13 protein-coding genes and 2 pseudogenes are annotated in these 13502 nt (G+C 63.2%); 8 read left to right on the top strand and 7 right to left on the bottom strand.

What is annotated here, in order from left to right; genetic code table 11:
- Positions 1–139 precede the first annotated feature (139 nt).
- Together AX756_RS06280 and AX756_RS06275 are read right to left on the bottom strand one after the other, a co-directional pair.
- Entirely contained in the window at positions 140–718 is a 579-nt protein-coding gene (locus AX756_RS06280) for a thioredoxin family protein (protein WP_194247539.1), read from the bottom strand.
- 28 nt (positions 719–746) lie between these two features.
- Positions 747–1481, bottom strand: coding sequence for a cytochrome c biogenesis CcdA family protein (locus AX756_RS06275; RefSeq protein WP_068309616.1), 735 nt, complete (start codon positions 1479–1481; stop codon positions 747–749).
- 71 nt (positions 1482–1552) lie between these two features.
- Here AX756_RS06275 and AX756_RS06270 point away from each other — a divergent pair, with 71 nt between their 5' ends.
- The 3 genes from AX756_RS06270 (at position 1553) to AX756_RS06260 (ending at position 3586) form a co-directional block, all read left to right on the top strand.
- A complete protein-coding gene (locus AX756_RS06270) occupies positions 1553–1948 on the top strand; it encodes a thioredoxin fold domain-containing protein (RefSeq protein WP_068309615.1) in 396 nt (131 codons plus the stop codon).
- Positions 1949–2101: 153 nt separating this feature from the next.
- Positions 2102–2476, top strand: a complete 375-nt coding sequence (locus AX756_RS06265) for an ArsR/SmtB family transcription factor (protein WP_068309614.1) — start codon at positions 2102–2104, stop codon at positions 2474–2476.
- 54 nt (positions 2477–2530) lie between these two features.
- A complete protein-coding gene (locus AX756_RS06260) occupies positions 2531–3586 on the top strand; it encodes a YeeE/YedE family protein (RefSeq protein WP_068309613.1) in 1056 nt (351 codons plus the stop codon).
- Between the two features lie 332 nt (positions 3587–3918).
- Here AX756_RS06260 and AX756_RS06255 read toward each other — a convergent pair whose 3' ends face one another.
- Together AX756_RS06255 and AX756_RS06250 are read right to left on the bottom strand one after the other, a co-directional pair.
- A complete protein-coding gene (locus AX756_RS06255) occupies positions 3919–4905 on the bottom strand; it encodes an aldo/keto reductase (protein ID WP_068309612.1) in 987 nt (328 codons plus the stop codon).
- A 251-nt stretch (positions 4906–5156) separates the two neighbouring features.
- Complete coding sequence (locus AX756_RS06250) at positions 5157–6545, bottom strand: bifunctional enoyl-CoA hydratase/phosphate acetyltransferase (protein WP_231700993.1); 1389 nt, start codon at positions 6543–6545, stop codon at positions 5157–5159.
- Between the two features lie 282 nt (positions 6546–6827).
- Between AX756_RS06250 and AX756_RS06245 the strand changes: the two genes are divergently transcribed.
- The gene (locus AX756_RS06245; protein ID WP_231700992.1) at positions 6828–7253 is read left to right on the top strand and encodes a hypothetical protein; all 426 of its coding nucleotides are present in this window, start codon (positions 6828–6830) and stop codon (positions 7251–7253) included.
- Between the two features lie 33 nt (positions 7254–7286).
- On the opposite strand, the gene AX756_RS06240 is transcribed toward AX756_RS06245, so the two are convergent.
- Positions 7287–8426, bottom strand: coding sequence for an alpha-D-ribose 1-methylphosphonate 5-triphosphate diphosphatase (locus AX756_RS06240; protein WP_068309610.1), 1140 nt, complete (start codon positions 8424–8426; stop codon positions 7287–7289).
- A 71-nt stretch (positions 8427–8497) separates the two neighbouring features.
- Between AX756_RS06240 and AX756_RS06235 the strand changes: the two genes are divergently transcribed.
- The gene (locus AX756_RS06235; RefSeq protein ID WP_068309609.1) at positions 8498–9187 is read left to right on the top strand and encodes a DUF1045 domain-containing protein; all 690 of its coding nucleotides are present in this window, start codon (positions 8498–8500) and stop codon (positions 9185–9187) included.
- Positions 9188–9443: 256 nt separating this feature from the next.
- Here AX756_RS06235 and AX756_RS06230 read toward each other — a convergent pair whose 3' ends face one another.
- Both AX756_RS06230 and phnK read right to left on the bottom strand, forming a co-directional pair.
- Positions 9444–10406, bottom strand: a complete 963-nt coding sequence (locus AX756_RS06230; RefSeq protein WP_068309608.1) for a CorA family divalent cation transporter — start codon at positions 10404–10406, stop codon at positions 9444–9446.
- A 3-nt stretch (positions 10407–10409) separates the two neighbouring features.
- Positions 10410–10541, bottom strand: a pseudogene (gene phnK, locus AX756_RS26855) (phosphonate C-P lyase system protein PhnK); the annotation flags it as partial.
- Positions 10542–10945: 404 nt separating this feature from the next.
- Between phnK and AX756_RS25540 the strand changes: the two are divergent.
- The 3 genes and pseudogenes from AX756_RS25540 to AX756_RS25535 form a co-directional block, all read left to right on the top strand.
- Positions 10946–11086 (top strand): hypothetical protein, encoded by a 141-nt coding sequence (locus AX756_RS25540; protein WP_156461405.1) that lies wholly within the window; start codon positions 10946–10948, stop codon positions 11084–11086.
- Between the two features lie 347 nt (positions 11087–11433).
- Positions 11434–12615, top strand: a complete 1182-nt coding sequence (locus tag AX756_RS06220; protein ID WP_068309606.1) for an alpha-D-ribose 1-methylphosphonate 5-triphosphate diphosphatase — start codon at positions 11434–11436, stop codon at positions 12613–12615.
- Between the two features lie 254 nt (positions 12616–12869).
- Positions 12870–13502: pseudogene (locus AX756_RS25535) on the top strand (hypothetical protein); the annotation flags it as partial.

The raw sequence follows: 13502 nt of genomic DNA, 5'->3' as shown, positions 1-13502 counted from the left end.
CACCGGGAAAGCCCGATTGAAAGGCTCGCCGATCGGGTCGCACACCGCCGTATGAAAGCGCTAGCTCCGGGGCTTGTCACAGGGCTTGGGGGAATCGCTGCGCGGAGCGGACAAGCGCCGCTCCTACGCCAGGGACAGGTTATTTCTGCGCGGCGCGCTCCTCGATCTTGCGAGCGTGATACCGCTGGAACTCCGCGTCCTCGCCCTCCGCGTCATAGAGCTTCTCGCGGACCCATGTGAGCATGTCGAGCGTGGTGCCGCCCTTGAAGGCGCCCGGCATCATCGCCACGGCGGCCTGCGGCGCAGTCGCGTCATCACCCACTTCCTCGGGCAGGAACAGGATCGTCGGCGTGAACATGATGCCCCATTTGCGCGCCATCTGCTTTTCGGTCCGCGTGTCGCCGTCGAAATCGGTCACTTCGACATCGCCGAAAAGGTTCATCTGCACGACGAAGTAATTCTCCTCGATATAGGAGGCGATCTCAGGGCGCGGGAAAACCTCTTCATGCATCTGCTTGCAATAGATGCAGCCGCGCTGTTCGAAGATCAGCATCAGGCGCTTGCCTTCGGCATTGGCCTCGTCGAGATCCTCCGAGAGATCCTTGAACGTATCGCGCATCCAGTCCGCCTTGTGCAGACCGTCCTCGCCAATCTCGGCCAACGCCATCGGCGCAGCCAGCATCAGCGCCGCAAGAGCGCCCAGAATCCTCTTCAACATGTCATCCTCCCCTTGAAATGGACCGCGATCACCCGATCGTCGGCATGAAATTCAGCATCCATTCGGCGATCAGGTTGACCGAGTTGGTTCCGATCAGCAGGCCGAACAGGATCAGCAACACGCCCATCGCCTTTTCGACAACGGGCAGATATTTCCGAAACCCTTTCATCCAGCGCATGAAGGGGCCGATGAAGAACGCCGCCAGCACGAAAGGTGCCGTCATGCCAATCCCGTAGACCAGCAACATGCCAGCTCCCTGCCCCGCTCCGCCGCCATCCATGGCCACCGTCATCAGGATCGCCGCCAGCACCGGGCCGACGCAAGGCGTCCAGCCAAAGGCGAAGGCGAGCCCGATCACATAGGCGCCCAGCCAGGAGACGTTCGACGTATCGCCCGCCTCGGCCCGGAACTGCCGATAGAGAAAGCCGATTCGGACCACGCCGAGGAAATGCATCCCCATGACGATGATGATGACCGCGGCGACAATGCGCAGGATGTCCATGTATTGCCCGACCAACTGCCCGAAGGCGGAGGCCGACGCTCCGAGCGCCATGAAGATCGTCAGGATACCTAGCGAAAAGAAGATCGCCGAGATCACCGCGCGTCGCCGCACATCCGGCGGGATCGCGCCTTCGGCGGTGATCTGATTCATGCTCGTTCCGGCCATGTAGGACAGATAGAACGGCACGATGGGCAGGATGCAGGGAGACAGGAATGACAACAGCCCGGCCAACAGCGCCCCAGCCCAGGTTACCTCGGGCATGAATCCTCTCCCTTGTCCCATTCACACATTCAGATTATGTTGGTGTTAGCGCGACAGTCAATTGGACGAGAATGCCACAGATCGCCAAGCTCCTGCGCCCGGCCGTTGCCGGGATCGTATTTGCCTTTGCCGCGTTGCCGGCATGGGCGTTAGAGCTTGTCATGGTGCAACAGGCGGGATGCCATTACTGCGCCCGCTGGAATGCCGAGATCGGGCCGATCTATCCAAAAACGGCAGAAGGCGCCCATGCGCCCCTGCGTCGCGTGGAACTTGGCGGCAAAGAGATGAAAAAGCTCACGCTGCAAAGACGGGTGAACTTCACCCCGACTTTCGTGCTCGTCGACACGGCGGGTGTGGAAATCTCCCGGCTTGAGGGATATCCGGGGGAGGACTTCTTCTGGGGGCTTCTGGAACGGATGCTTCTGGAAAAGACCGATTACAGCGCGCCGTCCACGGACGGCAGTTGAGATCGGACGAGAGGGGGAGATTCGCGGGGTGTTTTGCCTTTTTGTGGGCAATAACGCCTCTAACCGCGCCCGAAGGGCCGACAATCAGGGACCGCAAGTGAACTGGCGGCCCTCCGGATGTAATCGGACGATTGCGAACGGGATGGAAACGACATGGAAGACCTGACACCCCAAAACCTTGAATCGGTGCTCCCGGTCATCAATAGCCTTACCAGTGACGAGGAGATCGACCGGATCGTCACCAATGCGACGAAGGCGTCGAACTTTCTAAAGGCCATCAGCCATGAAGGCCGGCTGATGATCCTGTGCCATCTGGTATCGGGCGAGAAATCGGTGACGGAGCTTGAACAGCTGCTCTCGGCCCGCCAGGCGGCGGTGTCCCAGCAACTTTCCCGGCTGCGCCTCGAAGGGCTCGTGCAGCCCCGTCGTGATGGCAAGACGATCTACTACAGCTTGACCGATGATCGGCCGCGCAAGATACTTGAGGTCGTTTACGAGTTGTTCTGCAAGGACAGCGACGCCTGCTAGGCCGGTTTTAGAGGGTGCGCCCGACCCCGGCCAGCTAGCTGGGGAGGGCTGTGAATGGGCGAGACCCTGGGAGATACCGCGCTGGTGGCCATTCTCGGTTTCATCGGCGGCCTTGGCTTGGGGCTCGCGGCTCGGCTGGGCCGTTTCTGCACGCTTGGCGCCATAGAGGACGCGCTTTATGGCGATTCCGACATCCGCTTGCGCATGTGGGGCATCGCGATCGGCACGGCCGTACTGGGCAGTTTCGGGTTGGCCAGCGCCGGCTTGCTGGATCTTCAGGACAGTTTCTATCTCAACAATGGCTGGAACCCGGTCGCGCATATCGCGGGCGGGTTGATCTTTGGCTACGGCATGGCGCTGGCGGGCAATTGCGGCTACGGGGTGCTGGCACGTGTCGGCGGAGGCGACCTGCGGGCCTTCGTCATCGTGCTCGTGATGGCCATCGCCGCCTATTCCGTCATCTCCGGCCCCTTTGCCGCACTGCGGGTACAGATCTTTCCTGATGGTCTGTGGGCCAGCGGCGCGCCGGCCGGATTCGCCCATCTGCTCGCGGAGACAACCGGCCTCTCCCCAATCCCCATCGGCATGGGCTTCGGCGCAATGATCCTCGTCGCGTCTCTCGCCCCCGCGCGCATGCGCAGCGAGGGCGGGGCCGTGTTCTGGGCCGTCGTGGTCGGCCTGTCGATCACCGCCGGCTGGGCGGCGACCGCCTTCGTCGCTGACAGAAGTCTCGGCGCCGTCCCGGTTGAAAGCCACACGTTCTCCGCCCCTCTCGGCGACACGGTGCTCTACGTGATGCTGGCCTCGGGCATGAAGCTCAATTTCGGCGTCGGCTCCGTGGCCGGCGTGCTCTGCGGTGCCTGCATCGGCTCCCTCCGTCGTGGCCATTTCCGCTGGGAAGCCTGCGAAGACCCGCGCGAATTGCGTCGACAAATCGGCGGCGCGACCCTGATGGGCTTCGGTGGCGCAATCGCAATCGGCTGCTCCGTCGGCCAGGGCCTCTCGGCCTTCTCCCTGCTGGCCTTTTCGGCCCCGCTGACACTCGGCGCTATCGCAATCGGCGCATGGCTCGGCCTGCGCCAACTCATCCAGGGATTTGCGACTCTCTAGTCTCAATCCTGGTCCCGTGCTGGTTGCAAAAGCACGCGATCATCTCGATCAGGACTACCTTCCAACCTCGGGCATTGCAGCTATTAGGCGGCGCGCGCTTCGCGCACGAAAACGATCCTCCGGATCGTGCCATCGGCATGAGTATTTTCACCAGGAGAAGTCGTTGCTGCCAACCATGCTTCTTCTGACCAGAAATATCCTTGGGGGAACGCTCGCAAGACTACGAGGGGGGCAAAGCCCCCCGTCGCGATCAGACAACGGCTCCAGACGGAACCCTGAGCCCGCTCATGGGTCAAGACCATTCAGTCGAGCGAAGCAAGCAGATTCCGCCCTCAATAAGCGCCGCGAATGTGATCTTTCACTTCCGCTTCGTAGAAAGCCGTCAGCTCGTCATGCAGCGCTTTCGGCAACGGTGCCACGTCAGACGCGCCCGCATTGCGCAGGATCTGATCCGGAGCACTTGCGCCCGGGATGATCGTGGAGACGGCTGGGTGATCGAGAATCCAGCGCTGCGCCATCTTGGCCAGCGTCATGCCTTCGGGCAGCATTTCCTTGAGCCGGTCGGCCAGCTCGACCCCCTTTTCATAGGGCAGCCCGGCAAAGGTCTCGCCCACGTTGAAGGCCGCGCCGTCGCGGTTGAAGTTGCGGTGATCGCCTTCGGCGAACTCCGTCTCCAGCGTGTAGCGACCACTCAGCAGACCACTCGCCAGCGGCAGGCGCACGATGATCCCCACCCCCTTGGCCTCCGCTTGCGGCAGCAGTTCGCTGACCAGTTTCTGCCGGAAGAGGTTGAAGATCACCTGCAAGGACAGCAACCCCTCCTGCTCCAGGCAAAGAAGCCCTTCCTCAACGGTCTCGACAGATGCGCCGAAATGACGGATCGCCCCCTCCTGCTGCAACTTGCGCAACCAGTCGAAGATCTCACCCTGCCGCATCACTTCCGTCGGGATGCAGTGCAGCTGAACCAGGTCCAGCGCCTCGACCCCGAGGCGCTCGCGCGAGGCGTCGACGCCCCGGCGCAGCGCGTCCTCGCAGTAGCCATCGGGGTAGACATCCGCGCCCCGTCCGAACTTGGTCGCCACCCGGATCTCCGGGCCCTCATAATGCTTGAAGAACTGACCGATCAGGTCCTCGCTGCGGCCCGATCCATAGACATCGGCGGTGTCGAAGAAGCGCACGCCTTGTCCGGCAGCCGTGGTCAGGATCTCCAGCGCGATCTCGCGGTTCACGCCCTGTCCCCAGTCGGCACCGATCTGCCAGCAGCCAAGTCCGATTTCGCTTACTTCGAAACCTTTTGATCCGAGCATTCTCGTCTTCATGGGATATCCTTTCCAATGAGGTCGCCCGCGACGGCGGCAACCGGAATTCGCAGGCCTTATCTGCCTGCGCAGCGCCGAGGTCAATCGACGCGTCCGCGCGCCGCAGGTGCGCGGCGTGGCCCAACGAGAGACGTCCCATCACCGATGGGGCAACGACGGGCGGGAGGGTTCCCGGCAATCGGGATGCCGAAAACGAAAGAGGCGCCCGCAAGGCGCCCCTTCCATTTCATCGGTCCATCGGCCTTTCGGCCCTACGCCGGCGGCTTCTTGTAGGCATAGAGCGCAGCGCAGGCGCAGGAGACGAGGCGCGCCTTCTCGTCATCGGCCCGGCTGGTCAGGATGATCGGGCATTTCGCGCCGATCACGACTCCGCCGGCCTCGGCATGGGCGATGAAAGTCAACTCCTTGGCGAGCATGTTGGCGCTTTCCAGATTCGGCGCGATCAAGATTTCGGCCTGACCGGCCACCATGGAATGGATCCCCTTGGTGCGGGCCGCCTCGATATCGATGGCGTTGTCCATGGCCAGCGGGCCATCGACCAGCGCGCCGCGGATCTGGCCGCGCTCGGCCATCTTGGAAATGGCGGCGGCATCGAGCGTCGAGGGGATCTTGGGGGTCACCGTCTCCACCGCCGACAGGATGCCCACCTTGGGTACTTCCATTCCCAGCGTATGCGCCAGGTCGATCGCGTTCTGGGTGATGTCGACCTTGGTCTCCAGGTCCGGCGCGATATTGATCGCCGCATCCGAGATCAGCAGCAGATGGGTCAACCCCGGCACGTCCATCACGAAGACATGCGAGAGACGACGCCCCGTCCGCAGACCGCCATCGCGCTTGACCACCTGGCCGAGCAGCTCGTCGGTATGCAGCTGGCCCTTCATCACCGCCTGTGCCCTGCCCTCGTGGACAAGGCGTACGCCGATCGCGGCGGCCAGCTTGTGGTTGGGCTCGTGGATCAGCTCGAAGCTGGAAATATCGCGGCCAATGGCCTTGGCGGCTGCCCGGATCTTGACCTCGTCCCCGATCAGGATCGGGTCGATGATCGTGTGATCGGCCCCCAGAAGCGCGCCAAGCAACGAATCCTCGGACTCGGGCGCCACCACGGATGTCTTCATCGGCGGCAGCGGCTCCGCCTCCCTGAGCAGCTTGTCGAAATGCACATGGCGCTGGACGATCATGCCGGGAATATCGTCGACATTGTAATCCATCTGCTCCAGCGGCGCGAAGACCTCGACGAACCCCTCGAGCAGCTTCTTGCCGCTTGTCGTGTCCACCCGGCAGGCGAATTTCGCGACGTTGTTGTCGAGCTTCTCGGTCAGCACCACCTTGACGATCAGTTCGTCCCCGTCATGGGCCCGCTCGAAGAATTCGACCTTGTGCGATTTGTAGAGCGTCCCCGGGCCGGGCAACTTGTTGCCGAGCGCCGAGGAAATCAGTGTCGAAACCCACATTGCCGGCGCAACCGGCTCGTGCAACGCGTCGGTTCCCTCCAGCTCCTTCATGCGGGGAAAATGCTTGGGGTTCATATTGCCGGTGATATTGGCAAAAACGAAGAAATCATCCGCGCGGCAGACCCGTCGAACCTCGGCTTCCATGCCGATTTCCAACTTGTCCCACGGCGTATTGCTCAATGTGGTCATCATCCCATCCCTACCGAATTGCGGGTGCCGAAACAGGTACAGGGCGGCATCCGGTTATCCGCCCATTCGACATTTCTCCCCAATATGGACTTTGCATGTCGGGGAATTGAAGGAAAGCCTGCGCGACGCAACGAAAACGGCGTGAGCGGCGGGCTTTGGCCGCTCGGGCGAAAATGCCGCACCGCGGCGTGCCGCAGGGCTTGCAAAAGGGAGGCTTTGCGCCCGGCGATGCGCATGTTAGCCATTTGTCGTAACGACTTGCCGAAGGAAGGGGCGTGTCCGATGAAATCGATACCTGCAATTGCGCTTGGGCTGGCGATGGCCACGGGAATTGCCACAGCGCCGGCCAGCGCCCAGCAACCGCAGTTCGAGCTCGAACTCAACAGTCTGAAACCGGTCGAGACCGGCTGCAGGCTGACCTACGTTGCCCGCAACGCCACCGGTACAGACCTGCAAGCGGCCTCATTCGAAGTTGCCGTGTTCGATGGCGAAGGCGCGGTCGGCCGCCTGCTGATCCTTGAATTCGGCGCGCTGCGCGACGGCAAGACCAAGGTCGTGCAATTCGACCTCGCCGGACAGGACTGCAGCGAGATTTCACGCCTGCTGGTCAATGACATCGCCGAATGCTCCGCCGCCCAGGGCGACGCGCCGGACTGCATGCAGGCGCTCTCCCCCAGCAGCCGCACGGAGGTTCAGTTCGGTCTCTAATCCCGTCATGTCTTCTGCCACGGGCCGCTGGGATCAACCGACCCGGCGGCCTGCAACCCAATTGCCGCGAACGGCGCCGGCCCCAGCCACACGGTGAACCCGGATTACGTCCGCCCGTGCGCCGATCTCGATCCGCCCACGATCGTGCAGGTCGACCACGTCCGCCGGCGCACGGGTGACGGTGCGCACAGCGCGCGCGACATCGCCCCACAGATCCCCCAGTATCAACGCCGCCGTCAGCAGCGCCGAAGGGACGTAATCGGAACTCAGGATATCGAGCAGATCGGCCTCCGCGAGGTCCTGCGCGGCGACGTTGCCGGAATGGCTGCCGCCCCTGATGAGGTTCGGTGCCCCCATCATCACCGCGATTCCCCGCTCGTGGCAGGCAGCCGCCGCCGCCCGCGTGGTCGGAAACTCCGCCAGCCGCACGCCTTGCGCGGCCGAGGTCTCGACATGATCCGCGAGCGTGTCGTCATGGCTGGCCAGCACCGCGACGTAGCGGCGCGCTTCCTCCACGGCGACGCGTTCATGCAGCGCGCCGTATTTCTCTCGCAGACCCTTCATATGCACGACATGCTCTTCGAACCCGTCGTCCGAAAGCCCGTGCTTGCCCTGAACATAGGCCTTCAGCTTGGACAGGTCCCGGAACTGCCGCTGGCCCGGGGTGTGGTCCATCAGGCTGACGATCCCAACCCGGTCCTGCGGCCCGAACTCTGCCATTTCCTGCACCAGCGTCTGTGAACAGACCTCGGCCCGCAAATGCAGGAAATGGCTGATCCTGAGCGCCCCCGAGGCGCGCAGCTGCAGCATCTCGGTCGCCAACTGGCGCGCATAGGCCCGGTAATCCGTGCGCGCGCCCAGCACCGAGCCAACCCGCATCGCGTCGAAGACGGTGGTGATACCGACACTGGCCAATTCGCCATCATGCGCGATCATCGCGGCTGCATGCGGCCAGTCGACCTTTGGCCGGGGCTGGATGTGGCGCTCAAGGTTATCGGTGTGCAACTCGATCAGACCGGGCATCACCATGTCGCCCTCGCAGTCCAGCGCACCTGCCGGCACTGCCGCGCCCTGCCCGATCTCGACAATCCGCCCGCCGGCGATCCGCAGGCTGCCGGTCACCACCTCGTCGGGCAGAACCAGCTCTGCATTGGCCAGGATAGTCTCGTTCATCTGCCGTCTCCGGTCTGTCTGCTCTCGCCGTGCGGGCCGCTCTATGCTAGGCGCGCATGAGGAGGCATGTCATGGATGGATTCACGCGTTACGCACTCTTTTACGCGCCGCCGGCCGGGCCGCTGGCCGATTTTGGCGCCGCCTGGCTTGGATGGGATCCCCGCAACGGGAAACGCGTGGCGCATCCCGCCCTGCCCGGCCTGCCGCTGCCGGTTGCCGAAATCACCGAGACGCCGCGCAAATACGGCTTTCACGGCACGCTCAAGCCACCCTTTACGCTCAAGCCCGGCTTCGACGTCGCTGAACTGCACAACGCTACCGAGGCGCTCGCGACGACTCTGCCGCCGGTTCTGCTCGACGGGCTGAAACTCGCCCGCATCGGCGGCTTCCTTGCCCTTGTGCCCGAAGGCGACACAACCCAGCTCGCGCTTCTGGCCGCCCGCCTGGTCGAGGCGCTGGACGGCTTCCGCGCCGCCCCCGAGGAAGACGAGCTCGCCCGTCGCCGCAAACCCGGCCTCTCTGCGCGGCAGGAAGTGCTGCTGCAGCAATGGGGCTACCCCTATGTCATGGAAGAATTCCTCTTTCACCTGACGCTCTCGGGCAATCTGCCCGAGACACTGACCGACGCCGTGGCCGAGCGCCTGCGTCCCGTCGTAGAGCCGCTGCTGCCGCGCCCCTTCCGCATCCGCGAAATCTGCCTCTTCGGCGAAGGGCAGGACGGGCGTTTCCATCACCTGCATCGCTACACGCTCTCCGGCTGACCCCCGCACGGAAAGGCGCGCGTCGCGCTGTTGCGGCTGCCGTCACTCGCTGCTAGCCACTCGGCCAACGCGTGCTCAGAGGCACACAACCCAAAAACAAAAAATTTATTTATATCAAATTACTAACAAACGATATTCAAGCTCACCCCGAGGTTTCAAGCGCGCCACCGGGACCACTGCCGCGCCTCGGTTGCGAAGCGTGAAGCCTACGGCCACGTTCTTAAGTTCGATCATTCCCGGCTTCCCGCGTCCGGCCTCACATCCAGCCGCGTTTCTTGAAGAAGAGAAACGTCGCGATACCCGAGACCCCCATGCCCCCTAGCGCGAGGGCAAAGCCCCATTTGCTGTCAAGCTCCGGCATCCATGTGAAATTCATCCCGTAGATCGAGGAGATCAGCATGGCCGGGGCGAAGAGGGCGACCAGCGCCGAGAGCATCGAGACCGACTTGTTCTGCTCCAGGCTGATCATGCCGAGGGTCGCGTCGGTCACCACCGAGGCCCGCGACGCAAGGTGATCGGCGTGCACCTCCAGCGCGGCGACATCGCGCGCCTGACCGGCCACCAGTCGTTTTATTTCCTTGGCATCCTCTGCCTCGGTGGGAAATTGTTCGAGATAGTTCAGTGCCCGTGCGAGGGTCAGGAGCGACTGGCGCACCGCGGCGATGCGCACCCCGAAACGCCCCGTCACCTCCAGAGCGCGCTGCAATGTCACGCTGCGGTTCAGCCGCCCTCCATCGAAAACCTCCACCGAGGTGGCATCTAGCGAGCGGCCGATCTCCTCCATCGTATCGGACAGCTCGTCGACCATCTCCTCGATCAGCCCCAGACAGAGCCGGAGCGGCGAGCCGCAGCCAGCACCGCTGCGCGCGGCGCGTTCGGGGAAGACCGCCAACGCCTCCGGCGCATGGTAGCGCACCGTCAGCAGCCGCTCGGGCGCCAGCACCAGGCAGAGCGGCCGCGAGAGGCGACGCCCATCGCTCGACAGCCCCGGCAGGACCACCGTCATGTATTTGGTTGCCCCGATCCGATAGAGCCGGCTGGAGAGCTGCAGCTCCTCCATGTCCTCCTGCGCCGGCACCGCCATGCCCAACGCCTCCACCGTCTCGACCTCTGCCGGGCTCGGAACGAAAAGATCGATCCAGATGGCCTCATCGAGCCCCTCCGGCGGGGAGTCGAGGGCAAGGATGTCGTTTTGCGAAAGGCGGAAGGCATGCAACATGGGTCAGACCTGCAGAACGGAAGATACCCGTATGTGCGTATAACCATGCTGCGGATCGTCAAGCACCTGATCTGTCAAACCCGCCTCTCCAACGCGCCCTTGCTTCATCACCATCGACCGAAACGCCAGCACCTGCCGCTTCCGCTCCGGCAGGCTCACCGTGTCGCGCAATCCCTCGGCGCGTGTGTCGAACAGAACCTCGCCGGTATGGAGATCAAAGAACACCACGGTGCAGCCGATCCGCGCGCCGTACCGCTTGTCGATCTTTCGAACAGACCACAGCGGCGTCAGGACTCAATTCCCTCGGAACTTGCTGTAAACGCGCCCGGCTCCTGATACGCACCGATTTTGCGATTTTCTCCAGGAAAGACGCAGCCTTCGCGCTGGAATGGCCAGACCGTCGAGCAGCGCCTGGCGGATCATCCGCTGCGTCTGCTCGTGCTGATAAGGAAAATGGTAATCTTTTTGACCTTCACTCGTCATGAGTCTGCCCCAATTCGATGCGAGTTCTTCGGGCGCAAGCGGTCAAGGAGGTTTCCATGGAATGGTTTTCCCAGATCACGGTCGGCGAGGTGATCCTGTCTTTTCTCGCCTGCTGCCTGATCCACGAAACCCTCGTGATCGTCCTGCCGGACGAGATCGCCGGCCCCGGCGGCTGGCTGATCGACACGCGCGACTGAGCCGCGAACCTCTCCCACCTTTGATTGTCGGCCTGGGCAAGTACGAATTCCGCGCTCCGCGCTGCCGCCCCAGGATCGTACTCCCCCAGTCCCGCACCGGGTCGCAATCGGTCGCTCGGTCAATGTCGCCCCGGCCGGCACGCCGGTAGACTATGGCCACGCCCGGTTTGCCGGCGACCGCCTGACACGGACGCTGCACGACGACGGCGCGTGAGCGGCCGGTCCGTCGCGCACCACATACCGTCAATCGAGAATAAATCCGGAAAACCGCAGTCGATGTCATATGCGCGATACAGAGTTTTTGTATCCCCACCGGACAGACAGCGGCAGTTACCCCGAGTATATCCATGCAGGCGGCTCTTCCCCCTGTGCGCTTCACCGGCGCACAAATCCTCCGTGACGGCGAGCTTCAGCGCCGCTCCCTGGCGGTTGCAGACGGCCGGATCACCAAAGGCCCCCTGCCCGCGGTGGACATGCGCGGCTACCTGCTGCTGCCGGGGATCATCGACCTGCATGGCGACGCCCTAGAGCGCCATATCGCCCCCCGCCCGAACGCGTGTTTCGATCCATCCATCGGCCTGGGTTCGGTCGATCGCGACGCCGGCGTCAACGGGGTGACCACCGCCTGGCTGGCCGTCTCATGGTCGTGGGAGGGCGGCTTCCGCGGGCCCGATTCCGCCGAACGTATCCTGGAGGCCCTGAGCGCCTATCGCCCGCACATGGGCACGGACCTGCATGTGCAATTGCGCTGCGAAACCCACATGATCGACAGCGCGGAGCGGATGCTCGCCGCGATCCGGCGCCATGGCGTGGATTACGTGGTCTTCAACAACCACCTCGACGAAGCGCTGGAGCAGGCCCGGAGCAGGCCCGAAGAATTCGCCCACCGGGCCCGGCGCGAGGGGCGCACCCCGGAGCAGCACATGGTGGTGGTCGAAGAGATGCTATCGCGCCGTCACCAGGTGCCGCGCCACCTGTGCCGGCTGGCCGAAGCGTTCGACATGTTGGGCCTGTGCTACGGCAGCCATGGCGACCCCGATGGCGAGACGCGCGAGACCTTTTCGATGATCGGCGCCTCCATCGCCGAATTCCCCACCACGCGCCCCGCCGCCGCTGCCGCCAAGGCGACGAACGACCCGGTGATCCTGGGCGCGCCCAATGTCCTGCACGGCGGCAGCCAGTCGGGCGAAATGCGCGCAACGGACCTGGTCTCGCAAAGGCTCTGCGACGCGTTGGCTTCCGATTACTATTACCCGGCCCTCGCCCGGGCGGCCTGGACGCTGGTGGATCGCGGCATCTGCGACCTGCCCCGCGCCTGGGCGATGATTTCCGCCGGGCCGGCCGAGATCCTCCGCCTGTATGACCGTGGCAACCTCGATTTCGGCCGCCGTGCAGATATGATCGCCGTCAACGAAGAGACACGGGCCATCGAGATGACGATCTCGGGCGGTGTGCTGACCTATCTGGGCCACGGCGCCGCTCGCAGGTTCGCTGCCGGCCCGCGCCAACTGGCGATGGCCGCCGAATAGGCCCGAATCCGGGTCCGGAAGGGTCGCTTTCAGAGCGATGTCTTCACTGAGGGAATCGCCCTACGGATGCGGAGATATCCAACATTTCTGCCGCGCGGCGCCCGGACCACCCCCAAAGGCCAAATCAGACATGAAAACATGGGTATTTTCGCAATAAACCCGGTATCCGCGACAAGCCGAAACATGGTTAAAATTGCGAATACCTGATATGATCGCTGTGCATGGGCGTGCGAACTCTGCGGGAGGAACAAGAAGTGGCATACGGTTGGCATTGGGATTACGGCGGCCATTGGGATTATGGCTGGTATTATGACTATGGCTGGGTCTACGACTATGGCTGGCAGTACGGGTGGACCTATGGCTGGGTCTACGACTACAGCTGGCTTTATGGCTGGAACTACACCTACGGGTGGACCTATGACTGGGGCTGGCAGTACGGCTGGCACTATCAGTCCGGCTGGATATATGACTATGGCTGGCAATATGGCTGGTATTACGGCTATGGCTGGTCATACGACTACGGCTGGCTCTATGGCTGGAACTACAGCTACGGCTGGACCTATGACTATGGTTGGCAGTACGGCTGGTACTATGGCTATGGCTGGGATTACGACTACGGCTGGATGTATGGCTGGAACTATGGCTGGGGCTGGACCTGGGATTGGGGCTGGTTCTATGGCTGGGATTACGGCTGGTACTACGGCTGGGACTACGGCTGGTACTGGAACTTCGGCTGGCAATATGGCTGGAGCTACGGCTGGAACATCGGCTGGGACTACGGCTGGTACACCGACTATGGCTGGACCACCGGGTATGGCTGGGACTACGGCTGGTATGTCGGATATGGCTGGTCGCTCGACTATGGCTGGGGCTATGGCTGGTATGTC

It is taken from the genome of Aliiruegeria sabulilitoris (genome assembly GCF_001558155.1).
Taxonomy (GTDB): Bacteria; Pseudomonadota; Alphaproteobacteria; order Rhodobacterales; family Rhodobacteraceae; genus Tropicimonas; species Tropicimonas sabulilitoris.
Note: the sequence above shows the minus strand (reverse complement) of the source record. Positions and strands in the feature narration are given on the sequence as shown.